The organism is Streptococcus sp. 2342 (assembly GCF_013276795.1).
Taxonomy (GTDB): Bacteria; Bacillota; Bacilli; order Lactobacillales; family Streptococcaceae; genus Streptococcus.
The window spans coordinates 1-22,831 of record NZ_VMLR01000010.1 but is presented as its reverse complement, the minus strand read 5'-3'; the positions used below and the strand labels follow the sequence as shown (position 1 = coordinate 22,831).

The 22,831-nt window shown below is 41.1% G+C and carries 16 protein-coding genes, 1 tRNA gene and 3 pseudogenes; 4 read left to right on the top strand and 16 right to left on the bottom strand.

Annotated features, from left to right (window positions below):
* Nucleotides 1–49: 49 nt before the first annotated feature.
* The 15 genes and pseudogenes from HT689_RS08485 to HT689_RS08415 all read right to left on the bottom strand — a co-directional run bounded on the left by HT689_RS08485 (nt 50) and on the right by HT689_RS08415 (nt 17,222).
* Nucleotides 50–310, bottom strand: a pseudogene (locus HT689_RS08485) (DUF5960 family protein).
* A complete protein-coding gene (locus tag HT689_RS08480; RefSeq protein WP_173227250.1) occupies nt 303–665 on the bottom strand; it encodes a hypothetical protein in 363 nt (120 codons plus the stop codon). The pseudogene HT689_RS08485 and the gene HT689_RS08480 overlap by 8 nt, the downstream one beginning before the upstream one ends.
* Nucleotides 662–1,122 (bottom strand): annotated as a pseudogene (locus HT689_RS08475) (DNA polymerase); the annotation flags it as partial. The gene HT689_RS08480 and the pseudogene HT689_RS08475, both read right to left, overlap by 4 nt.
* A 187-nt stretch (nt 1,123–1,309) precedes the next feature.
* Complete coding sequence (locus HT689_RS08470; protein WP_001018997.1) at nt 1,310–2,191, bottom strand: class II fructose-bisphosphate aldolase; 882 nt, start codon at nt 2,189–2,191, stop codon at nt 1,310–1,312.
* A gap of 140 nt (nt 2,192–2,331) precedes the next feature.
* Nucleotides 2,332–3,660 (bottom strand): sensor histidine kinase VncS, encoded by a 1,329-nt coding sequence (vncS, locus tag HT689_RS08465; protein WP_173227232.1) that lies wholly within the window; start codon nt 3,658–3,660, stop codon nt 2,332–2,334.
* Nucleotides 3,657–4,313 carry a response regulator transcription factor VncR gene (vncR, locus tag HT689_RS08460; RefSeq protein WP_173227234.1) on the bottom strand — a complete coding sequence of 219 codons (657 nt, stop codon included), beginning with the start codon at nt 4,311–4,313 and terminating at the stop codon, nt 3,657–3,659. Before vncR ends, vncS begins: the two co-directional genes overlap by 4 nt.
* A 163-nt stretch (nt 4,314–4,476) precedes the next feature.
* On the bottom strand, nt 4,477–8,319 hold the full coding sequence (locus HT689_RS08455) for a hypothetical protein (protein ID WP_173280971.1): 3,843 nt from the start codon (nt 8,317–8,319) through the stop codon (nt 4,477–4,479).
* Between the two features lie 322 nt (nt 8,320–8,641).
* The gene (gene vex3 / locus HT689_RS08450) at nt 8,642–10,021 is read right to left on the bottom strand and encodes an ABC transporter permease subunit Vex3 (protein WP_173227238.1); all 1,380 of its coding nucleotides are present in this window, start codon (nt 10,019–10,021) and stop codon (nt 8,642–8,644) included.
* A 333-nt stretch (nt 10,022–10,354) separates the two neighbouring features.
* Nucleotides 10,355–10,987, bottom strand: coding sequence for an ABC transporter ATP-binding subunit Vex2 (gene vex2 / locus HT689_RS08445; RefSeq protein ID WP_047499406.1), 633 nt, complete (start codon nt 10,985–10,987; stop codon nt 10,355–10,357).
* Nucleotides 10,988–10,999: 12 nt separating this feature from the next.
* Entirely contained in the window at nt 11,000–12,277 is a 1,278-nt protein-coding gene (locus HT689_RS08440) for an ABC transporter permease (RefSeq protein WP_173227240.1), read from the bottom strand.
* 138 nt (nt 12,278–12,415) lie between these two features.
* Nucleotides 12,416–12,501 (bottom strand) — tRNA-Leu (locus HT689_RS08435).
* A gap of 81 nt (nt 12,502–12,582) precedes the next feature.
* A complete protein-coding gene (locus HT689_RS08430) occupies nt 12,583–13,158 on the bottom strand; it encodes an isochorismatase family cysteine hydrolase (protein WP_173227242.1) in 576 nt (191 codons plus the stop codon).
* Entirely contained in the window at nt 13,158–13,946 is a 789-nt protein-coding gene (gene codY / locus HT689_RS08425; protein ID WP_173227244.1) for a GTP-sensing pleiotropic transcriptional regulator CodY, read from the bottom strand. The genes HT689_RS08430 and codY overlap by 1 nt, the downstream gene beginning before the upstream one ends.
* Nucleotides 13,947–14,223: 277 nt before the next feature.
* Nucleotides 14,224–15,798, bottom strand: coding sequence for a DEAD/DEAH box helicase (locus HT689_RS08420; RefSeq protein WP_173227246.1), 1,575 nt, complete (start codon nt 15,796–15,798; stop codon nt 14,224–14,226).
* A gap of 197 nt (nt 15,799–15,995) precedes the next feature.
* Nucleotides 15,996–17,222 (bottom strand): OFA family MFS transporter, encoded by a 1,227-nt coding sequence (locus HT689_RS08415; protein WP_173227248.1) that lies wholly within the window; start codon nt 17,220–17,222, stop codon nt 15,996–15,998.
* Between the two features lie 193 nt (nt 17,223–17,415).
* Between HT689_RS08415 and HT689_RS08410 the strand changes: the two genes are divergently transcribed.
* The 4 genes from HT689_RS08410 (at nt 17,416) to HT689_RS08395 (ending at nt 22,318) form a co-directional block, all read left to right on the top strand.
* Nucleotides 17,416–18,732 carry an FAD-containing oxidoreductase gene (locus HT689_RS08410; RefSeq protein ID WP_000958960.1) on the top strand — a complete coding sequence of 439 codons (1,317 nt, stop codon included), beginning with the start codon at nt 17,416–17,418 and terminating at the stop codon, nt 18,730–18,732.
* 250 nt (nt 18,733–18,982) lie between these two features.
* Nucleotides 18,983–20,326 (top strand): lipid II isoglutaminyl synthase subunit MurT, encoded by a 1,344-nt coding sequence (gene murT, locus HT689_RS08405; RefSeq protein WP_173280969.1) that lies wholly within the window; start codon nt 18,983–18,985, stop codon nt 20,324–20,326.
* Entirely contained in the window at nt 20,326–21,108 is a 783-nt protein-coding gene (gene gatD, locus HT689_RS08400; protein WP_173280967.1) for a lipid II isoglutaminyl synthase subunit GatD, read from the top strand. Before murT ends, gatD begins: the two co-directional genes overlap by 1 nt.
* Nucleotides 21,109–21,235: 127 nt before the next feature.
* Nucleotides 21,236–22,318, top strand: coding sequence for a Xaa-Pro peptidase family protein (locus HT689_RS08395; protein WP_173280965.1), 1,083 nt, complete (start codon nt 21,236–21,238; stop codon nt 22,316–22,318).
* A gap of 165 nt (nt 22,319–22,483) precedes the next feature.
* Here HT689_RS08395 and tnpA read toward each other — a convergent pair.
* A pseudogene (gene tnpA, locus HT689_RS08390) lies at nt 22,484–22,831 on the bottom strand (IS200/IS605 family transposase); the annotation flags it as partial.

Sequence of the window (22,831 nt, the reverse complement as noted above, 5' to 3'; positions counted from 1 at the left end):
ATCAAAGAAAGTAGCAAATTACTTGAAAATTTGCTACTTTCTTTGATATTTATATACTTAATTTTCTTATTAATTGACTTTCACTAACTTCAAAATAAAAATAATGATCCCTGCCATCCTCGGCGTTCTCTTTATTCAACTTGAAGTAGTTTTTCTAATTCATTGCCATTGTTCTAAGGATGTCATCAACTAGAAAAGTTAATGGAACATCCATTGAAGAATACTTCTGGAAGTCTTCTTCAAATCGAATATAGTTGTCTGAAAAATAGTCCATCTGTAATTTATTCTCATAGAGTTCTTTTCTACTCATAGGTAACCTCTTCTAATAACTGTATGCTCAAGAAGTCTTCCACTTGAATCAATCGGTATCCTTCATAGGTCTTGATAGATACTTCTTTTGCTGAAATTTCTCTCACTTCACCAATCAAAGTTACTTTTTGAGTTTTTTGTTTGACTATAAAGCGACCCTTTAAATTCCCAACATAAACCTGAGAAAGTAACAATAATTTTTCTGTTCTGTTCAAGTCACTAGTTAGATCGACACGATATTTCTCTTCCCCTAGTGATGTGGTATGTTCAGATAAAAAGAAGCCCATCCACTTTTGCATACCTGAGTCTTGATATTCTCGGGCAGACTGATAGGGCAAATAGGAACGATCAATTATTTTAAACCATCTAGTCCACCAGCAGAATGACCTCCGATTAGTTTACTTCTAGCGATACTTCTTGATGCTGACTCAAGCGCATTGGCTTTTAAAAGTGAAGTGAACCCAAACTGATCTCGTATGCTGTCAATCGCTGATTGGAGCCTTTCTTCTTTTTCTATTTTTTCAACATCATCAAATAAAGAAACTAGTCCAAACAATTCATACACTAGACCCGAATAGTTGACGGCAACGTTCCTTACAGCACCTGAACTGTATTTCTGATGAAATAACTGTAAAACTACATTAGTTAGCGTGTCCGTATGATTAGTTGCTTCGTTCTTTTTTGTGTGTTGATTGATTTTTTATTTTCCTGTTTGGAATAGCCTACATGAATTGAGACAACAGTTGTTTTCTTACCTGATCGTCTAAGACGAATAGCGACCTGTTCTAACATTTTTCGAAGCAATTCAAAATCGTGTAGGACACACAAGAGGAAGTAGTGTTACAGATATCTATTTGCACGTTACACAAAAAACAAAAGAACTAATCATTCCTGTTTTAGATTCGTTAACTATATAAGTGTGGCAAATTTGTGGAAAAACAAAGAAAAAAGGTTTATCCAAATCAGATAAACCTTTTTATATCAAGCTTTTACAAGCTTCTTATGCTTTACCTTCTGAACCGAATACGTCGATACGTTCTTCAACTGATGCTTGGATAGCTTTTACACCGTCAGCCAAGAATTTACGTGGGTCGAAGAGTTTTTTCTTGTCGTATTCTGCTTCGTTTGCTTCGTAGTCACGAGCAAATTTACGAGTTGCGTTAGCGAATGCGATTTGGCATTCAGTGTTAACGTTAACTTTCGCAACACCAAGTTTGATAGCTGCTTGGATTTGCTCATCAGGAATACCTGAACCACCGTGCAATACGATTGGGAATCCTGGAAGAGCTTCTGTCAATTTTTGCAAGTGGTCAAGGTCAAGACCTTCCCAGTTTGCTGGGTAAGGACCGTGGATGTTACCGATACCAGCTGCCAAGAAGTCGATACCAGTTTCAACCATTGCTTTAGCATCTTCGATTGGAGCCAATTCACCTTTACCGATGATTCCGTCTTCTTCACCACCGATAGTACCAACTTCAGCTTCTACTGAGATACCTTTAGCGTGTGCTTTTTCAACAACGTCTTTAGCCAATTTAAGGTTTTCTTCAACTGGAAGGTGTGAACCGTCAAACATGATTGAAGTGTAACCAACTTCGATACACTCAAGTGCATCTTCGTAGTGACCGTGGTCAAGGTGGATAGCTACTGGTACAGTGATACCCATTGATTCAACAAGGTTAGCGATCAAGTTGCGAGCAACTTTGTAACCACCCATGTATTTAGCAGCACCCATTGAAGTTTGGATCAAAACTGGAGCTTTTTTAGCTTCTGCTGCGCGCAAGATAGCTTGAGTCCACTCAAGGTTGTTTGTGTTAAATCCACCAACTGCATAACCGTTGTCACGAGCTGCTTGGACAAATTTTTCTGCTGAAACGATTGCCATTTTATCAGGCCTCCTGTATATTTTTATGGGTCATCCCATTTACATTGTTCATTTTATCACTTTTTGACAAAAAAATCTAGTTTTTCCCGCAGTTTCGATTGAATTTCTTCTAGCTTCATCTATGTAAACCCTTTCTCTCCCTAGTCTTGGGCGACTTTTGGAAAAGCTATGAAGAAGGTTAAACGATTCTCCGCCATCTCGAAACGATAAGCTAATTTTTCATGTTCCAATAGACTCTTAACCACAAAGAGCCCCATCCCAGAACCCTTGGCCTTGCGACTAGCATTGTCAGAAAAAGACTGGGCTAGTTTTTCTTGTTCCTCTGAGCTACAGCTATTCTCGATAAAAAGTTCCCCTTCTCTCTCCCCGATGCGGACCAAGCCGCCTGGAACAGAGTGCTTGATAGCATTACTGATAAGGTTAGACAGAATCAATTTCATGACAGATGAGTTTAAATAGGCCTGCTGATGAGTCAAACTATTGTCTATCTGAAGCTCTCTTTCCTTGGCTAGCAAGGCATAATTCTTGACTAGACTTTGCGTCATCTGGAGGAGGTCAATTGTTTCCCTATCATCTCGCAATTCCTGCACAGACGAGAGAGAAAGTATCTGCAGAACATGGTGATTGAGTTCATCCACAATCCCCAAGGCAACTCCCAGATAGTGGTCTCTATCCTTATAACGCCCGATATTTTCTTTCATGTTTTCGATTAGGATTTTCAAACTAGCCAGCGGTGTTTTCAATTCATGAGAAGCTCCTCGTAGGAATTCGACCTTCATCTTTTCCAGCTGGAGAATGGCTTCATTCTTGTCATGCAAGTCCGCGATAACTGTCAAAAGATGTTGGTAGAGGCTATTGATTTGTTCCTTGAGATCACCAATCTCATCCTTAGAATCCACGCGCAATCGCACTTGAGTATCCAGTTCCATCATCCGACGGGTCACCCGCTTGATTTCCAAAATGGGGGCAACAATGGTCCGAGCATAGATGTAAGCCACCAAAAGTGAAATCAGAAAGGATGCCAGCAGGGTATAGGGAAGAAACTGGAGACTGATTTGCTCTGCTTCCTTTTGCAAATCCATGGAAGCAAGAAACTGGAGAGTCATGGTGCCACCGTCTTGCGTTTTCACCTCGCGCTCTTCGATAAAAAGAGAGGTTGTCTGACGATCTGTATCCAGAGGAAGATTGTCCTTGACTTCTAACTTGTCCTCGGTCATCTCTCCCTTGACCACCCCCTTAATCTCACTAGTCTGGGAATACAAGTCTAAGACTTGCTCGATACTCTGTCTATCCTTTCCTTCTAGTGACCGGGCAATAGCTGTCGCTTTCTGGCCAATGGTTTCCTGACGATGACTCAGATAAGTCGAAGGAAAAAGAAAATAAATAGCTAAATGAAGGCAAATAACCAGAACACTAAAAATCGAGAAGGTGTAGATAAATATCTTTGTAAATAAGCCTGTTCGTTTCATTTTCGCTCCAATTTATAACCAACATTGCGCACAGTGAGGATGCAGTCCAGGTCTAGCTTTTTCCGCAATTCCTTGATATAAACGTCAATGACACGGTCAAAGGGAACCTCATCTGTCACCTTCCAGACGGCATCGATTATCTGAGATCGAGTCAAGGCTCGTCCTTCATTTTTCACCAGATAGTCCAGAATTTCCAACTCTTTGGCATTGATGGGCACTTCTTGACCTGCTAGGCTAGCACTGTAGCTCTCAAAGTCTACCTTGGCATCCTTATAGGAGAAGATTCGTCCTGTATCATAGTAGCGCTTGAAAATCGCGTTCACTCTCACTTTTAAGAGGGAGAGGGAGAAGGGCTTTTCCAGATAGCCATCTGCCAGAGAGGCAAAGGCACTCATCTTGTATTCCTCATCCTGAAAGGCGGTCAGCATCAAGACAGGGACTTGGCTGGTTTTGCGTATCTCAGCTAGCACTTCTAGACCATTGAGCTTGGGCATCTGGATGTCCAGTAAAACCAAGGCTACCTCATAGCTAGAAAATTGCTCCAAGGCTTCCTGACCATCTGCCGCCTCAATGGTTTCATAGCCACAATCCGTCAAATAATCACTGACCCCCTCACGGATCATCTCTTCATCTTCTACAATTAAAATTTTCATACTTTAACTGCTCTCTATTTTTTATTTTTCTTAGAATAAATACCTACTCTATTTCTATTATAGTCTCTTGCTGGCCTTTTGTCTTTAAGTAACTGACTACTAGATAAAACAAAGAGAGCCTATCGCTCTCTCTGCTCACATTTCACTCCCCGTGAAATGAACGTTATTTAGTTGCTTTTGAAAATGTTACAACGTAGTTATAATCTTTCCCATTAGCTTGATAGACATAGTCCTCTTTGAAAGTGTAGCCACGTTTTCTCAACTCTTCTTTCTTAGCTTCAACTTGGTTCTGAACTGCTACTTTCACCTGTTGTTCATTTGTTGAACCTTCCACGATTTCAAGAGAAGTTCCATCGATATATCCTAGGAAACCTGCAATATCTTTCATTTTATCAAAGTTATAAAATACATTTACTTTGACCTTTTGAGGAGCTGGCTGTTCTAGACTTCTACGATTTCTGCTAGCGCGTGGTTGAACTGCTGGAGCATTTCTAAAGCCTGTAGTTCCTGTAGCTTGCTTAGTGAAAGTGACTACGTAGTCATAATGAGTTGCATCTTGATGAGTATACTCAACGAATATATCTTCCGAAAATTGATATCCTCTTTTAGCTAATTCTGATTTTTTGGCATCTATTTTTTCTTTAATCAGTGATTTGACTTTTTCCCCAGAAGCATCTTTTGGAATCTCAATATCATTTTTTTCACCAGGGTCACCGAAGAATCCTGGAATATCTTTCATACCATCAAAATTATAATAAATAGAGACTGTGTTTTGAGGTTCCTCAATACTTCTACGACGACGAGTTACTCGAGGTTGGTAAGTTCCTGCACTTCGGAAGCCTGAGTCACCAGTTGTAGAACTGTCCGACGTTGCCGCAGGTTGTGCTTGTGGTGAGTCTTCAGATGAGGACGGCTGAGAAGATGGATTGCTAGAAGTTAGTGCGCTGTTTGCTACTGTACTATTTTCATCTATAGTTGTTCCACCAGCATGACTTTCGATAGGTTTAGTATAATCTGCTGCTCCTTCTATAGTCGCTCCTGGAGTTTGAATACTTTGACTCAAAGTCTCATATTCATCAACTAACTGAGTTTGTTTTTCAAAATCTTTCTCCTCTTCTAATTTTTTATAGTAGAGATTTGTTAGTTCATTTAATCTATCTCGAGCCTCTTGTTTTTGAGTATCGTCTAGATCACTAGTAGAAATAGCTTCCTCAGCTAGTTTTTTATGATCATCAATCGCAGCTTTATTACTATTTTTGGTATCTTCCTCTAAAGACTTCTCTGAATCTTGATGTTCTACAGCTGGTTCATCGTCTTGAGAGTTTTCTTCATTAGAAGTTGAATCGTTTGAGTTGCCATCAGTTGTAGCGTCTGTTGATGAATTATTTGAAGGGACATTGTCCGTTACTGGAGTTGATTCTGCTTCTTTTGTTTCTGAAGATTCTTCTACTGGTTGACCTTGATTTCCTGAAGTTGTAGCCTCTGACTCTTCAACTTTCGGAGTCTCTGCTTTCTGTTCAGATTCTACATTAGCTCCGTCTGTTTCTTCAGTTCCATTTACTACTTCTTCTCTTTTTGCTTTATCAGAAGTTGATGTTGTTGATTCTGAGTTTCCGTCTCCAGTTGAAGCTTCAGCATTTTGTGAATTTGTTTCTTCGTTATTACCTTCTGTGCCTACTTCTTTTGGTACTGATGTTGAATCTACTGTCCCTTCTGTTGAATTTGCTTCTTTATCTGTATCTTCTACTTTTGAGTCTTTTTCTTCATCTCCTGTAGTTTTTACTTCTGGTGTTGTTCCTTCTGTAACTGTTGATTCAGCCGCTGGCTCTGTTACTTTTGCTTCAGATGATTCTGTTGGAGTTCCTTCTGTTGTTCCTGAAGCTTCTGAAACTTTTCCTTCTGTTTCAGCTTCTTTCGGTGCTGGTTTCTCTCCTTCTCCTATTTCTTTTGGAGCTGATTCTGATTCCACTGTTCCTTCTGGTGTTGATTCTACACTTTCTTTCGGTTCAGTTGATTCTGTTGGAGCTTCTGCCTTCGGCGTTGTTGCTGTTGATTCCTCCGCTTTTGGATCAGCTGGTTTGACAACCTCTGGGGATGCCTCTTCTGCTTCTGGAACTGAACTTCCAGATTGTTCTGTAGTTTCATCACTTGAAGGAGTGAAGTCTGTTGATGAATTATTTGAAGTATTTCCCGTTGTATCAGTTGGTCCTTCTGTAGCTGTTGATCCAGTTGATGGACTTGAGTCGGCTGAATTACTTGTTTCAGCTGATGAATCCGTGTCTGTAGCAGGTTGTTCTTCTGTAACTGGGGTTTCTTCTGCTACTGGTTTTTCTGATTTACTCTCGTTAGTATCCTCACTTGTAGAGTCTGCTGCTGGCGCTGTTGTTGCTGGTTCTGTAATTTCAGATGTTCCTGGTTCTTCAGCTTCTTTTGGTGCTACCTCTGGGTCTGTTGCTTTTGCTTCAGTTGATCCTGTTGAAGCTTCTCCTGTTGCTCCTGCTTCTTCTGAACCTGTTCCTTCAGGTGTTGATTCTACACTATCTTTCGGTTCAGTTGATTCCCCTGCTGTTCCTGAAGCTTCTCCTGTTGTTTCCCCTGCTTCTGCTGTTGCACCTGGTGTAGTTCCTTCTGTTTTATTTTCTTTTGGAGCTGGGGTTTCTTCTGCTGTTGCTCCTGCTTCTTCAGTTTCTTTTGGAGCTGGCGCTGAGTCCACTGTTCCGTCAGGTGTTGATTCTGCTGAAGTTCCTGAAGCTTCTGTTGATTCTGTTGCAGCTTCTGCGTTTGATTCAGCTGGTTTAGCTACCTCTGGCTCGGTTGCTTTTGATTCAGTTGATTCTGCTGGAGTTTCTGCTTTTGGTTCAGCTGGTGTTACCATCTCTGGCTCTGTTCCTTCAGCTTCCTTTGCTACTTCTGCTGTTGAAGCTGGGGTTTCTGGTTTTGATGGTGCTGGGGTTTCTTCTGCTGGTTGATCTTGTTCTCCTGAAGTGCCTTCCTCTACCACTGGCGCTGGTTCTGTTGGTTCAGCTGACGCCTCTGGTTCTTCAACTTTCGGCGCTTCTACTTTTCCTTCAGTTGCATCTTCTTTAGGTGTTGTTTCTGCTGAAGTTCCTGAAGCTTCTGCTTTTGGTTCAGATGGTTTCGCTACCTCTGACTCTGTTATTTCTGGTTCCGTTGCTTCTGTTGCACCCGGTTGTTCTTCTTTATTTTCCGGAGTTGTCGATGCTTCTGTTTTTGGTTCAGATGATTCTGTTGGCTCTTCCGCTTTCGGTGCTGGAGTCATTGGCTCATCTGATTTTGGTTCCGAAGTCGCTGGTTCTTCTACTTTTGGTGCTGGAGTTGTCGCTGCTTCTTCTGCTTTTGGTGCTACTGGAGCTTCTGTTTCTTCTTTAACTTCTGGGCTTGTCTCTGCTGGTGCTTCTGAAGCAGGTTCTTCACCTAATTCTTCCGATCTTTCCACTACTGGTGCTGATACAGGCTGATAGACTGGGCTATAGTTCACAGTCATTTTTTCAACTTTCTCAGTGACATCTGTTAATTCAAAGGTAACAGCTTTTGTTTCTTGGTCTTTCTTGAGCAAGACTTCATAAGTACGAACTTCGCCACTTGCACCGCTTTCTTTGATGACAATCTTGTGTTTTGTGACTGTATCTGAAACCGTTTCAGCTTCAGTAAAGTACAATTCATTGTGCGGTAAGAATAAATTCTTTCCTGAAGCTTGATTCATTTCTTGGAGTACATCTACAGGGATATTGCTTGCTTCGCTGATAACACTTAATGTATCTCCCCACTTAATGACATACTTAAATAAATCACCTTCTTTTTGAAGGTCAGCTTTCACTTCCTCAACTGTTCTGGCTACCCAGACACCATCTTGTTCACTGGCTGATACAGTTGGAGCTAAAAAGCCCAGACCCAGTAGAATCACACCTGTCGCAACAATTGCACCAGTTCTCAATTTTCTAAAACCACGGAGGGACAAGCTTCCTCTAACATTTGTTTGTCTCATAATGTTTATTTTTCCTCACTATTCTATATTTTCCAAGGTAGACCCTGCCTAGGTCTACTAGCCTATGTTTGCGATATGGATAGGCTTCTACAGATTTATCTATCTATTTTCAAGATAAGATTTCTATAGATTTTTATGCACAATTCCATATATAAGTTGCGAAACTCCTTTCTAATAAATTCCATAACCTTAGTATATCATATTTAAGTACTAAAGTACAAAGAAAGCAACTGAAAGCAATGATTTTCACCATTGCTTTCTACTTCATTTATCATTTTAGAACTTTCAGTTGCTAGCCACATTTTTCAGTCTAGCATCAGTATTATTCACCATCCAGCAGAAGTTCTTTTGGTTGTTTTCTGAGGAGATTGCTTGATGCAAGCGCCATAACGAGAACCACTAGAACCAAAGCAAGGACAAAGACGATGATAAAGTCTGATGTCTGAATGGAAATATCTAGGCTTGACAAAGTCTTGTTAAAGCCATCTACTTCTGCACCACCACCAAGGTTAGAGGCTTGAGCCGCCTTGCTAGCCTGTTTGGCAACACCTGAAGTCACATTGGCAAGGACAGTGTTTCCAATTGCACGGGCAGTGTAATTAGCTAAGAAGTAAGCAGAAACAAGAGCAGGAATGGCAATCAAGATGGATTCGGTGATGAATTGCCCCAAGATACTTGCCTGCTTGAGACCGATAGAGAGGAGAATTCCCACCTCCTTGCGACGGGCATTGATCCAAAGGCTGAGCAAGAGGGCAAGGAGAAGGACTGAGAAGCTCAAGCTACCCCAGAAGAGGAGGTTGGCCATCTTGTACATACCAGAGATGGATTGCTCAAGAGCTGGGTAGTTAGAGGAGCTCTTCACCAGTGTGTAGCTCTTCCAGTTGATGCCACTGATGCCACTCAACTCTTTCATAACATCATCCAAGTTCTTGTCCGCTGTTACAAAGAAGGTAGCGTCCCCGTAAATAGCTGTGTCTTCTGTGTATCCATAAAGTTTTGCAGCCGTGTGAATGTCTGTGATAGCTGTATTTTCATAGAGTTCTTGTGAGTAGGTTACTGCCGACTTATTGTGACCATCAAAGAGTCCCTTGATTGTCACTTCAACTGTTTCCTTGGCACCTTTTTCATTGTCTGCATCATAGACATTAGAGTCCAACTTGACCTTATCCCCTACTTTCCAGCCGTATTTGGCTGCCAAGTCCTTGTGCAAGAGGATCTTGTCCTTGTCGTCGTTTGTTAGGTGCTCACCTTCAACCAGTTTATAAGAACCAGAAACAAACTTGTCTTCTTTAGAGGAGTCATTGACACCAGTGATCATCAAGCTGCTTCCAAAATGTTTGGCACGGTCAGGTGTTAGATTTTTCTTGGTATCTGGCGTTTCGATGAGTTCATAGCCAGTCAAATCTCCGATAGCGTTGATGCGTTTAACATAAGACTCAATAGCCTTATTTTCGGTGATTTTTTTGATGTCTTCACCCTTGATATTCCCAGCACCACGTGGCGTTCCTTGATTGACGCGACGATTGATTTGCATGGAGAAGCTGTTGGTGATATTTTTAAAAGTCTCCTGAGAAGCCTTGGCAGTAGCTCCCTTGATCGACAAGCCGACCAAACTCAAGCTCGCCATGAGGAGAATAATCAGGAAGATGACAATCGATTTGAAAAACTTCCTTGTAACATAGGCAAATGCGTTGTGTAACATAGTTTCCCTTTCTAGATGTTGTTCTATTTTATAGTCTATAACATATATAAAATAATTTTTTACTATTTCCCTTAGATTGTGCGGACGGGAGCAACTTCCTGTAGGAATTTCATCCCTAATTTTTGAGCCCTTCGACCTTTAATTTCTATGCTCAGGCTAAAATAGTTCCCCAAACTATTTTACTCTCAAAAATTCCGACCTTGATAATAACTTTGTTATTATCTAGGCTATCACTACTGTGGGAAATAGTTGTTAATGACTCACTTCGTTTATTATTACTATACACGTATCTGGTTACCAACTAATACTATTTTAAAGTTTAATAACTAGATTCTATATTTCAGTCAGTTTCTTATCCTTCAATTCAAGTGTAATATCTGACGCTTGTGCCACTTCTTTACTGTGGGTGACGACGATGACACATTTACCTGTTTTCTGGGCAAGTGATTTGAGCAGTTCAACAATATCGCCAGCAGTTTTAGGGTCCAAATTTCCTGTTGGCTCATCTGCAAGAATAACTGGAGCTTCCGAGACCAAACTACGAGCAATGGCAACACGTTGCTGTTGACCACCTGATAACTGGAGAACATTCCGCTTGATCTGACTTTCATCCAAACCAAGCTCAAGCAGTGTATCCTTGCTTGCCTTTTTATTGACCAAGCGGATATTTTCCAGTGGAGAAAGATAATCTATCAAGTTATAATTTTGAAAGACCAGGGAAATATGGTGCATGCGATGGTAAGAATACCCCTTCTTACGAATGTCCTCTCCTTGGAAAAGAATCGAACCTTCAACAGGACTATCTAAACCAGCAAGTAGGGACAAGAGTGTGGATTTTCCTGCTCCTGACTCACCAATAATACTGTAAAATTTCCCGGGTTCAAAATGATAATTGATCTGATATAGAACTGCTTCAGCAGTGTTCTTATAACGGTAGGTAAGATCTTGTAATTGTAATAAAGTCATGATTTCTCCTTCTTAACTAATAGATGATAAAATTTCTTTAGGCGATTTTCTAAATAAGAATAGGAAACAAAGGGCTACAGATAAGCAACTAAGCAGAACTAGAAAAACATAGGATTCTGCAAAAGATAAGATGCTGGTTGATAAACTGCTTGCTTTGGCTAGTGTATCTTGTAAGCTTGCCTGATCTCCACTGGCTAGGACAGTTTGGAGAAGATAGGATGTAATGGCATTTCCAGCGATAAAGGATGGAAGCAAAGCACCGATAGATACCAAAACCACCTCTAAACAGAATTGTAGGAAAATCGAGCTCTTGCCTTTTCCAAGTGCCAGAAGGATTCCCACTTCGTAGACCCTTTCTCTCAACCAAAGAGACAAGACCAAAATTAAGGCTCCAGCTCCAGCTATCAACATCCCATAAAGGAAGATGGTCAGGAAGGTTTGGAAGGTTGCAACTGAGTCTTTGATTTGTTCAAAAGCCTTGTTTTCCTTCTCGACTTGGTAGCCTTGACTTTCCAAGGCTAAGTTTTCCACCTGCTTCATAAGTCCATCCATTTCCTTAGGATTTTCTACATAGAAGCGAGCTGCACTGACTAGAGATTCACCATTACCCAAAAGGCTTTGGCTACTTTCATAGTCTGTAAAGACCTGGTTTTCACTGAAGTCAGAAGACAAGCCTGTGAATTTCTCCTGTTTTTTACCAGAAAAGATGCCAACGATTTCATACTCAACTGTGTGTCCTTTTCCAGCTTCTGACTGTCCAGCATCTAAACGAATCTTATCATGAAGCGAAAGACTATTCTTCTTAGCCAGCTCTTCGTGGATGATGATTTTCTTTGAATCCCCTTTTTGAAGATGTCGCCCTTCTTTTAAGTTGAAAGCCGAGCTGGTGAAGGTCACATCCTTGGATGAATCCTCAAGAGCCGTTAAGCTAACCAAGTTCTTGTCCGCAGCTGACAAATCATCACGTTCAACGCTTTGCTCACCACTCACCGCTTCCTTGTCTTTTAATTTTCCGATCGTCTCGAGTTCAGGAGAGACATTTTCCAGTCCCTTAATCTTGTTCACAGCCGCTAACTCTGACAACTTGAAAGTCTGCCCATTTTCTATCTTCTTAATAGAAAAAGATGTGTTGAGTGATTTGTAAAGATTGGTTTCAACTGTTTTGTTGGACTTCATCAAAGTCAAACAGGCTGAAATTCCGGCCAATAGGACCAATAAAATCAGAAATAAAATAAAACTTCTCAGTCGCTTTCTGCTGACATAAGCCCAAGCTCTTTGGATTGGATTCATTTGTCACCTCCATATTTGTAAAACTATTATAAAACCCAAATATGAAATGTTTATGAAATACGAAAAAAGAGCAAAAATTTTTTTGCTCTACTTTAACTAGATGAAAAAAAGAGCTAGCCTCAGCTAACTCTTATCCTATGCGGAGAGAGGGACTTGAACCCTCACGACCTAAAGCGGTCACAGGATCCTTAGTCCTGCGCGTCTGCCAATTCCGCCATCCCCGCGTTGATTACTTTACTAGTATATCAACTTTTGGGATCCTTGTCAATACTTTTTTTCAAAAATTTTTCATTTCATCAACTAAATTACTCTGAAAGTTCATTTAGATTTTCATCTACTAACTTAGCTCCGAGTGTATTTTTGAAATGAGCTAGAGCAAATTGATGATTTTCAGGCCAGATAGAAGCAACAGCTGGTTGAACAATCTCGATGTCATATCCTAGATTATAGGCATCTATAGCTGTATGCAGAACACAGATATCCGTCAAGACACCTGTTAAGATAACTGTAGAAATTCGACGCTCTCTCAAGCGGATATCCAGGTCAGTCCCTGAAAAAGCTGAGTAATGGCGTTTATCCATCCAAAAGACACGACTGTCTGAACCATGCTCTTGATAAAATGTACCCAAATCTCCGTATAAATTGCGTCCACTAGTCCCAATCAAATTGTGAGGAGGAAATAGCTTGCTTTCTGGATGGAAACAATCGTTTTCTTCATGAGCATCGATAGTAAAGAAGATGTAATCTCCGCGTTCAAAAGCTAACCGAGTCACCTTACTAATGGCTTCCGAAATAGCTTGAGCTGGAGCACCTGCTGTCAATTTACCACTGTCGGCAACAAAATCTTCTGTATAATCAATCGAAATCAAAGCTTTAGTCATTAGTAATCTCTTTTCTTCACTTCTTCAAAAATATCTGAAATCAAGACCTTAAGGTAAGTTCCCTTCATTCCAAGTGAGCGACTTTCAATAATTCCCGCAGACTCAAGTTTACGAAGAGCATTGACAATCACAGAACGGGTAATTCCGATACGGTCTGCAATTACAGACGCAGTTAACTGCCCTTCATTTCCGTTTAATTCTCCTAAAATGGCTGAAACAGCACGGAGTTCGGAGTAAGAAAGGGTATTAACCGCCATGGTCACAGCAGTACGGCGACGGATATTTTTCTCATCTTCTTCACGTTGGAAATTAAGGAGTTGAATTCCAACAACGGTACTGGCAATCTCAACAAGAATCAAGTCCTCGTCATCAAATTCTTTGTCATTACGCCAAATAATCAAAGAACCAAGGCGAATCCCCGATACATGAATCGGTGCAATAGTCGTCAAACCATCTGGAAAGTCCGAACGACTTTCCACAGGAAAAATACTTAAATCATGATCAACTGTCAGATTGGCTTCTGTATCGTAAATCATATTCGCACCTTGAATGTAGTCATCCGGGAAAATCTTAGTTTGGAAGAACTGCTCTACGCGATCTGTATTTGTTTTATAACGCATAAAATAGCCAAGGAGACGCCCCTTGCTGTTAACAATACAAGCATTACAATCAATAATGTCTGCCAATTGACGGGTAATCGCATTGTATGGAAGTTCTTCCTGCAACTGCTCCTCTGAGCGCTTCAGGATAGAAGTAATTTTTCTTGTTTTTTCTAATAAATGTGCCATTTTTCACCTCGAATTTAATCGCTATCATTATAACATAAACAGATTGAATTTTCAATTATTATCTGAAAATTGCTTATTTAATTGCAATTTAGACTAGCTGAAATATTTTAGAAAATTATGTTTTCTTATTGACAACCTAATTTATATTTGATATCATATCATCATAAGAAGGTGGATTGATAATACCTTTCCATTTCACCTATCCTTTGCTATCACCATCTTCTTTCACCCTTGGTCTCCTTATATAAAAAAGCGATTCATTTTGAACCGCTTTTTCTTATTTATCGCCCTTGTTACGAATAACAAAGCCTGTTTGCTTTTCACTTGAAGTATTGCGTGGTTTTTTATTATCCTTACGGTAACGTTTTTCCTTATCAAAACGATCGTTGCTACGACTGCCTTTTTTGAAATCATCACGGCGACCACCACGACGGTTATCTCCTCGGCGATTATCACGACGGTCATCTCCACGACGACCTCCCTTAGCTTTACCACCAAAACCATTACCTGATGGTTTAAATGGCAGTGGTTTTTCACGCGCAATCTCCACTTCAGGAAGGCTATCCGGATCTTGAACAGTCAGACTCAAAATATACATTGCCAATTCTTCTGGAGTAAATTCGGCAGCTAGCTTACGAGCATCCTTACCAAATTTCTCAAAGTTGGCACGGATAGTCTCATCTGCAAAATCACGTTCGATTTTCTTGAGAGCTACTTGTTTTTTAGCTTGGAAGGCTTCTTCTGCACTTGCAGGTTTGAGACCTTTCATGCGTTTCTTAGTCAAGTTTTCAATGATTTGGAGGTAGCCCATTTCATTTGGTGATACGAAAGTAATCGACTGACCTGACTTACCGGCACGACCTGTACGACCGATACGGTGAACATAACTTTCAGGATCTTGTGGAATATCGTAGTTATAGACATGAGTCACACCTGAAATATCCAACCCACGCGCTGCCACGTCTGTCGCAACCAAAACATCAAGATTACCATTTTTAAAGTCACGAAGGACACGCAGACGTTTGTTTTGGTCTAGGTCACCATGAATTCCTTCGGCACGGAAACCACGGATTTTAAGACCACGAGTCAATTCATCCACACGGCGCTTGGTACGACCAAATACGATAGCAAGCTCAGGTTGTTCCACATCCATGAGACGTGTCATGGTATCAAATTTTTCTTGCTCTTTGACTCGGATATAGTACTGGTCAACCAATTCAGTTGTCAATTCCTTGGCAGCAATCTTCACATGTTCAGGTTCTTTCATAAACTGAACACCGATACGTTTGATAGCATCTGGCATAGTTGCTGAGAAAAGAAGAGTTTGACGGTTTTCAGGAACACGAGAAATGATGGCTTCAATGTCTTCAAGGAAGCCCATGTTGAGCATTTCATCCGCTTCGTCAAGGATAAGAGTTTCAATATCTTGTAATTTCAAGGCCTTACGTTTAATCAAGTCCAAGAGGCGACCTGGAGTTCCCACCACGATATGGGCACCAGATTTAAGAGCCTTAATTTGCTTTTCAATGCTTGATCCGCCATATACTGAACGGACTTTGACTCCCTTACTACGACCAAAGCGGAAGAGTTCTTCTTGACTTTGGACAGCAAGTTCACGTGTTGGAGCGATGACCAAGGCTTGGATGGTCGCTTCTTCTGTACGGATTTTTTCAAGGGTAGGCAAGCCAAAGGCTGCAGTTTTTCCTGTACCAGTCTGAGCTTGACCGATAACGTCCTTACCTTCAAGAGCCAATGGAATGGTTTGTTCTTGGATCGGACTGGCTTCTACAAAACCAGCTTTTTCAATCTCTGCTAGCAAATCAGCAGACAAGTTTAATTCATTAAATTTCACGTTATTCTTCTTTCTAAAGGTGGTGCGAAGCCACCCTATAGGGCTTAGTCTATACTTTTCTTTTTATGACGTATTTTCATATACTGGATACAAAATCGTGTTGCTTCTTTTCCACAAAAGAAAAGTACTGTTTTCTTTGCAACCTATCTAGTATAACACAAGAGAGAAGTAAAAGATAGCCCAATTTCTACAGAAAATCATGTAAACGGTTTTTGGCTTTCCTTTTTGATGGAACGACCTAGATAATAAGACAAAGCCAAGGCGATACTATATAAAATGATAAAAACGAACAAGGTTTGTGTGTAAGAATGAGCCATTTTATAAGTTTCTGCTAATAAAATAGGTCCTGCTAAACCAGCCATTGCCCAAGCTGTTAAAATATAACCATGCAGAGCAGCTAATTCCTTGGTTCCAAAAATATCACTGAGATAAGCTGGAATCAAGGAAAAACCAGCTCCATAGCAAGTCATCAAAATAGACATAGCGACTACAAATAAAACGGAATCTGTAAAGAGCCAAAGTGAGAGAGAAAAGAAAAGATTGACAAGCAGTAATATACTAAAGGTTAGAGGGCGACCGATATAGTCAGACAAACTCGCCCAGAGCAAGCGACCAAATCCATTGAAAATCCCTAAAACGCCCACCATTACTGCTGCATGACTTGTAGACAAGCCAGCCATCTCCTGTGCCATTGGCGATGCCGCTGAAATTAAGCCTAAACCACAAGCTATGTTGATAAAGAAAATAATCCAAAGTATATAAAACCGATTGCTTTTTAGAGCCTGATTTGCAGCCATTCCTTGCGTCAAAGAGGCTGTTTTTTCTTTCCCTGAAGCAGATAAAATTGCAAGCTCTTGCTCATTTGGACGCTTAATGAATTGTGAAGCTAGGAGCATGATAATAAAGTAACTTGCACCTAAAATATAAAAAGTTTCTACAAGCCCTACCCCTGCGATGAGATGTTGCGCTATAGGACTAGTCAATAAAGAAGCAAAACCAAACCCCATAATCGCTAAACCTGTTGCGAGACCACGTTTATCAGGAAACCATTTTATAATCGTTGACACAGGGGTAATGTAGCCTGCTCCCAAACCAAGCCCACCTAAAATGCCGTAAGCCAGATACAACAACCACAGCTCCTGACGGTCTATTGCAAATCCTGTTAAGATATTTCCACCTGCGTATAGAAAAGCAGATAGACTCCCCATGACTCTCGGACCAAATTTTTCTACCAAACGCCCCATAAATGCAGCCGATAAGCCTAAACAAAAGATTGCTAGACTAAAGGCAAAGGCAACAGAAGCCTGATCCCATCCCGTTTTTTCAATAATAGGGTTACGATAAACACTCCAAGCATAAGTCGAACCCAGCATTAAGTGTAAAATGACCCCAGCAAAGGCAATAATATAACGATTCGATTTCATAAAACCTCCTATTTTCGAACATTTATTCTATCTTATATAAAAATAGATAGGATTTTAGTTTATCAAGCTTGTCAAAAAATTACTAGTTTTTTGTCTGGAAAGCGTTTTTATCTTTTTCTGTCTTTTTCGTAGCAGAATTGTGCAAAAGTTTTTTTCTTGTGCTAGAATGAAATTCGAATAGGAGGAACTCTAAATGTTAACTTATGATTTAATCGTTATTGGATTTGGTAAGGCTGGTAAAACACTAGCTGGTAAATTGGCTTCAGCTGGCAAAAAAGTTGCCCTCGTTGAACGTAGCAAAGCTATGTACGGTGGAACTTGTATCAACATCGGTTGTATCCCAACTAAAACCTTGCTAGTTGCTGCTGAGAAGGGCTTGTCTTTTGAAGAAGTCATTGCTACCAAAAATACTATCACTGGTCGCCTCAACGGTAAAAACTATGCGACTGTTGCTGGTACAGGCGTGGATATCTTTGATGCGGAAGCTCACTTCCTTTCAAATAAAGTCATCGAAATCCAAGCTGGTGATGAAAAGAAAGAACTGACTGCTGAAACAATCGTCATCAACACTGGTGCTGTTTCAAACGTCTTGCCAATCCCTGGACTTGCTACAAGCAAAAACGTCTTTGACTCAACAGGGATCCAAAACTTGGACAAGTTGCCTGAAAAACTTGGAGTCCTTGGTGGCGGAAATATCGGTCTTGAATTTGCTGGCCTTTACAACAAACTTGGAAGCAAGGTCACAGTCCTAGATGCCTTGGATACTTTCCTACCTCGTGCAGAACCTTCCATCGCAGCTCTTGCTAAACAATATATGGAAGAAGACGGTATTGAATTGCTTCAAAATATCCATACTACTGAAATCAAAAACGACGGTGACCAAGTCCTTGTCGTGACTGAAAACGAAACTTACCGTTTCGATGCCCTTCTCTACGCAACTGGACGCAAACCAAATGTAGAACCACTTCAACTTGAAAATACAGATATTGAACTAACTGAACGTGGCGCTATTAAAGTAGACAAACACTGTCAAACAAACGTTCCTGGTGTCTTTGCAGTTGGAGATGTCAACGGTGGACTTCAATTTACTTACATTTCACTTGATGACTTCCGTGTTGTTTACAGCTACCTTGCTGGAGATGGCAGCTACACTCTTGAAGACCGTCTCAATGTACCAAACACCATGTTTATCACACCTGCGCTTTCACAAGTTGGTTTGACTGAAAGCCAAGCAGCTGATTTGAAACTTCCATACGCCGTTAAGGAAATCCCTGTTGCAGCCATGCCTCGTGGGCACGTAAATGGAGACCTTCGTGGAGCTTTCAAAGCTGTGGTTAATACTGAAACAAAAGAAATTCTTGGAGCAAGCATCTTCTCAGAAGGATCTCAAGAAATCATCAACATCATCACTGTTGCTATGGACAACAAAATTCCTTACACTTACTTCACAAAACAAATCTTCACTCACCCAACCTTGGCTGAGAACTTGAATGACCTATTTGCGATTTAAGTTAAAATTCAATCGTATTGAACAGCCCTCTGAGGGCTGTTTTCATTTCTACGAAATCTCATACTCTTCGAAAATCAAATTCAAACCACGTCAGCTTCACCTTGCCGTATATATGTTACTGACTTCGTCAGTTCTATCTACAACCTCAAAGCAGTGCTTTGAGCAACCTGCGGCTAGCTTCCTAGTTTGCTCTTTGATTTTCATTGAGTATCAAATCTGTCTTTTCCCTCTTTTATGATATAATAGAAACATGAAATTAAAAACTACTTTTGGCCTTCTTGCTGGGCGTTCTTCCCACTTCGTTTTAAGTCGTCTTGGCCGTGGAAGTACGCTTCCAGGAAAAGTCGCCCTTCAATTTGATAAAGATCTTTTACAAAACCTAGCTAAGAACTACGAGATTGTCGTGGTCACTGGAACTAACGGGAAAACCTTGACAACTGCCCTCACTGTCGGCATTTTAAAAGAGGTTTATGGTCAAGTTCTGACCAACCCAAGCGGTGCCAATATGATTACAGGGATTGCAACAACTTTCCTGACTGCCAAATCGTCTAAAACTGGAAAAAATATTGCCGTCTTAGAAATTGATGAAGCCAGCCTATCTCGTATCTGTGACTACATCCAGCCAAGTCTCTTCGTCATCACTAATATCTTCCGTGACCAGATGGACCGCTATGGTGAGATTTACACAACTTACAAGATGATTTTGGATGCTATTCGTAAGGTACCTACTGCCACTGTTCTCCTTAATGGAGACAGTCCACTTTTCTACAAGCCAGCTATTCCAAATCCTGTAGAGTATTTTGGTTTTGACTTGGAGAAAGGGCCAGCCCAACTGGCTCACTATAATACAGAAGGAATTCTCTGTCCTGACTGTCAAAGTATCCTCAAATATGAGCACAATACCTATGCAAACTTGGGTGCCTATATCTGTGAAGGTTGTGGATGTAAACGTCCTGATCTAGACTATCGCTTGACAGAACTGGTTGAGTTGACCAACAATCGTTCTCGCTTTGTCATCGACGGCCAGGAATACGGCATCCAAATCGGCGGGCTCTACAACATCTACAATGCCCTTGCTGCGGTTGCTATCGCCCGTTTCCTTGGGGCAGATTCGCAACTCATCAAGCAAGGATTTGACAAGAGCCGTGCTGTCTTTGGACGCCAAGAAACCTTCCATATCGGTGACAAAGAATGTACCCTTGTCTTGATTAAAAATCCAGTCGGTGCTACCCAAGCTATCGAGATGATTAAACTAGCGCCTTATCCATTTAGCCTATCCGTCCTCCTTAACGCTGACTATGCAGACGGTATTGATACCAGCTGGATCTGGGATGCTGATTTTGAACAAATCACTGAGATGGATATTCCAGAAATTAACGCTGGCGGTGTTCGTCATTCTGAAATCGCACGTCGCCTCCGAGTGACAGGCTATCCAGCTGATAAAATCACTGAAACAAGTAGTCTGGAACAAGTTCTTAAGACCATTGAAAACCAAGACTGCAAGCATGCTTATATTCTGGCAACTTATACTGCTATGCTTGAATTCCGCGAACTGCTGGCTAATCGTCAGATTGTTAGAAAGGAGATGAACTAATGGTTTATACTTCACTGTCCTCAAAAGCTGGCATTTACCCCTATCAGCTCAACATTGCCCACCTCTACGGAAACCTCATGAATACCTATGGGGACAATGGAAACATCCTCATGCTCAAGTATGTTGCTGAAAAGCTGGGAGCCCATGTGACGGTTGACATCGTTTCTCTCCATGATGACTTTGATGAAAATCACTACGACATCGCCTTTTTCGGTGGCGGTCAAGACTTTGAACAAAGTATTATTGCAGACGACCTACCTGCCAAAAAAGAAAGCATTGACAACTACATCCAAAACGACGGTGTGGTTCTGGCTATCTGCGGTGGTTTCCAACTATTGGGTCAATATTATATTGAAGCTTCAGGGAGACGTATCGAAGGACTAGGGGTCATGGGACATTATACCCTCAACCAGACCAATAACCGTTTTATCGGTGACATCAAGATTCACAATGAAGATTTCGATGAAACCTACTATGGTTTTGAAAATCATCAGGGCCGTACCTTCCTCTCAGATGACCAAAAACCGCTGGGACAGGTTGTCTATGGAAATGGAAACAACGAAGAAAAAGTCGGCGAAGGGGTTCATTATAAGAATGTCTTTGGGTCTTACTTCCACGGGCCTATCCTCTCTCGTAATGCTAATCTAGCTTATCGCCTAGTCACTACTGCCCTCAAGAAAAAATATGGTCCGGACATTCAACTCCCTGCTTATGAGGACATTCTCAGCCAAGACATCGCTGAAGAATACAGCGATGTCAAAAGTAAGGCTGACTTTTCTTAAACAAAGGAAAATGATATCAAAGAACTCCGTTATCTTGTCGGAGTTCTTTTTGTCTTTTCTTTTACCCTTCTCCCTTGCATTTTCTCACTTTTTTTGCCAAAATAGAGGGGTAGAAAGAAGGTAGCATATGTCTAAATTACAACAAATCGTAACATATCTTGAATCAGAAAAACTAGACGTCGCTGTCGTATCTGACCCCGTCACAATTAATTACCTCACTGGCTTTTACAGTGATCCCCATGAACGCCAAATGTTCCTTTTTGTCCTAGCGGATCAAGAACCCCTCCTCTTTGTCCCAGCCCTTGAAGTTGAGCGTGCTACTAGTACTGTTTCCTTCCCAGTTGTGGGCTATGTGGATTCTGAAAATCCATGGCAAAAAATGAAACATGCTCTTCCACAGCTTGATTTCAAACGTGTCGCTGTTGAGTTTGACAATCTTATCTTGACCAAATATCATGGCTTAAAAATAGTCTTTGAAACTGCTGAGTTTGAAAACCTCACACCTCGTATCCAACGCATGCGCCTCATCAAATCAGCTGACGAAGTGCAAAAAATGATGGTTGCAGGTCTCTATGCGGACAAGGCTGTAAAAGTTGGCTTTGACAATATTTCTCTTGATAAAACTGAGACAGATATCATCGCTCAAATCGACTTTGCTATGAAGCGTGAAGGTTATGAAATGAGTTTTGATACCATGGTCTTAACTGGCAATAACGCTGCAAATCCGCACGGCATTCCAGCAGCTAATAAGGTCGAAAATAACGCCCTTCTCCTCTTTGACCTAGGTGTCCTCGTCAACGGCTATGCGTCAGATATGACTCGTACAGTCGCAGTCGGCAAACCTGACCAATTCAAGAAAGACATTTATAACTTGACTCTTGAAGCTCAACAAGCTGCTCTTGACTTTATCAAGCCGGGAGTGACTGCCCATGAAGTGGACCGCGCTGCCCGTGAGGTCATAGAAAAAGCTGGTTACGGCGAGTACTTCAACCACCGTCTTGGTCACGGTATCGGTATGGATGTCCACGAATTCCCATCTATCATGGAAGGAAACGACATGGTCATCGAAGAAGGCATGTGCTTCTCTGTTGAACCAGGTATCTATATCCCTGGTAAAGTCGGTGTTCGTATTGAAGACTGCGGTGTTGTTACCAAGGATGGCTTCGACCTCTTTACAAGCACCAGCAAAGACTTGCTTTATTTTGATTAAAATTCTTCAAAAATCTTCCCACAATCATAACCACCCGTCAAACGGGTGGTTTGTCCCAGGGCTATAAGCCCAAATTACCAGCCAGCGCCTAAAGACGCTGGCTTTCACTTTGTTCAAGCCTCATTGCTCTTGACTCGTCACTTGCCTCTTAAAGAGGCTTTAGTATTACTTACCACTATCCCTAAAGGGATCCTCATATTCTTTTACACTCAATTTATCTAGTGCTATATCATGCTTTTCCTGTTCTTGGATATATTTCTTAATTGTGGCTTCATTAAGCCCTACTGTACTTACATAATAACCTTCCGCCCAGAAATGCCGATTCCCAAACTTGTACTTGAGATTGGCGTGTTTGTCAAACATCATGAGTGCACTTTTTCCTTTTAAATAACCCATGAAACTCGAAACACTTATCCTTGGTGGAATACTTCCTAACATGTATCCCTGGTCTGGCATTAAGTGACCCTCGATAATTTCAACTCCTTTCTAACTTCACAAGCGATGAAATTTTTC

Excerpts from the sequence above, each read along its gene's own strand:
- gatD (WP_173280967.1), top strand. The coding sequence starts at position 20,326 with ATGGTTTATACTTCACTGTCCTCAAAAGCTGGCATTTACCCCTATCAG.
- codY (WP_173227244.1), bottom strand. The coding sequence starts at position 13,946 with ATGGCACATTTATTAGAAAAAACAAGAAAAATTACTTCTATCCTGAAG.
- vncS (WP_173227232.1), bottom strand. The coding sequence starts at position 3,660 with ATGAAACGAACAGGCTTATTTACAAAGATATTTATCTACACCTTCTCG.
- murT (WP_173280969.1), top strand. The coding sequence starts at position 18,983 with ATGAAATTAAAAACTACTTTTGGCCTTCTTGCTGGGCGTTCTTCCCAC.
- HT689_RS08410 (WP_000958960.1), top strand. The coding sequence starts at position 17,416 with ATGTTAACTTATGATTTAATCGTTATTGGATTTGGTAAGGCTGGTAAA.
- HT689_RS08395 (WP_173280965.1), top strand. The coding sequence starts at position 21,236 with ATGTCTAAATTACAACAAATCGTAACATATCTTGAATCAGAAAAACTA.
- HT689_RS08455 (WP_173280971.1), bottom strand. The coding sequence starts at position 8,319 with ATGAGACAAACAAATGTTAGAGGAAGCTTGTCCCTCCGTGGTTTTAGA.
- HT689_RS08415 (WP_173227248.1), bottom strand. The coding sequence starts at position 17,222 with ATGAAATCGAATCGTTATATTATTGCCTTTGCTGGGGTCATTTTACAC.
- vncR (WP_173227234.1), bottom strand. The coding sequence starts at position 4,313 with ATGAAAATTTTAATTGTAGAAGATGAAGAGATGATCCGTGAGGGGGTC.
- HT689_RS08470 (WP_001018997.1), bottom strand. The coding sequence starts at position 2,191 with ATGGCAATCGTTTCAGCAGAAAAATTTGTCCAAGCAGCTCGTGACAAC.
- HT689_RS08430 (WP_173227242.1), bottom strand. The coding sequence starts at position 13,158 with ATGACTAAAGCTTTGATTTCGATTGATTATACAGAAGATTTTGTTGCC.
- vex2 (WP_047499406.1), bottom strand. The coding sequence starts at position 10,987 with ATGACTTTATTACAATTACAAGATCTTACCTACCGTTATAAGAACACT.
- vex3 (WP_173227238.1), bottom strand. The coding sequence starts at position 10,021 with ATGTTACACAACGCATTTGCCTATGTTACAAGGAAGTTTTTCAAATCG.
- HT689_RS08440 (WP_173227240.1), bottom strand. The coding sequence starts at position 12,277 with ATGAATCCAATCCAAAGAGCTTGGGCTTATGTCAGCAGAAAGCGACTG.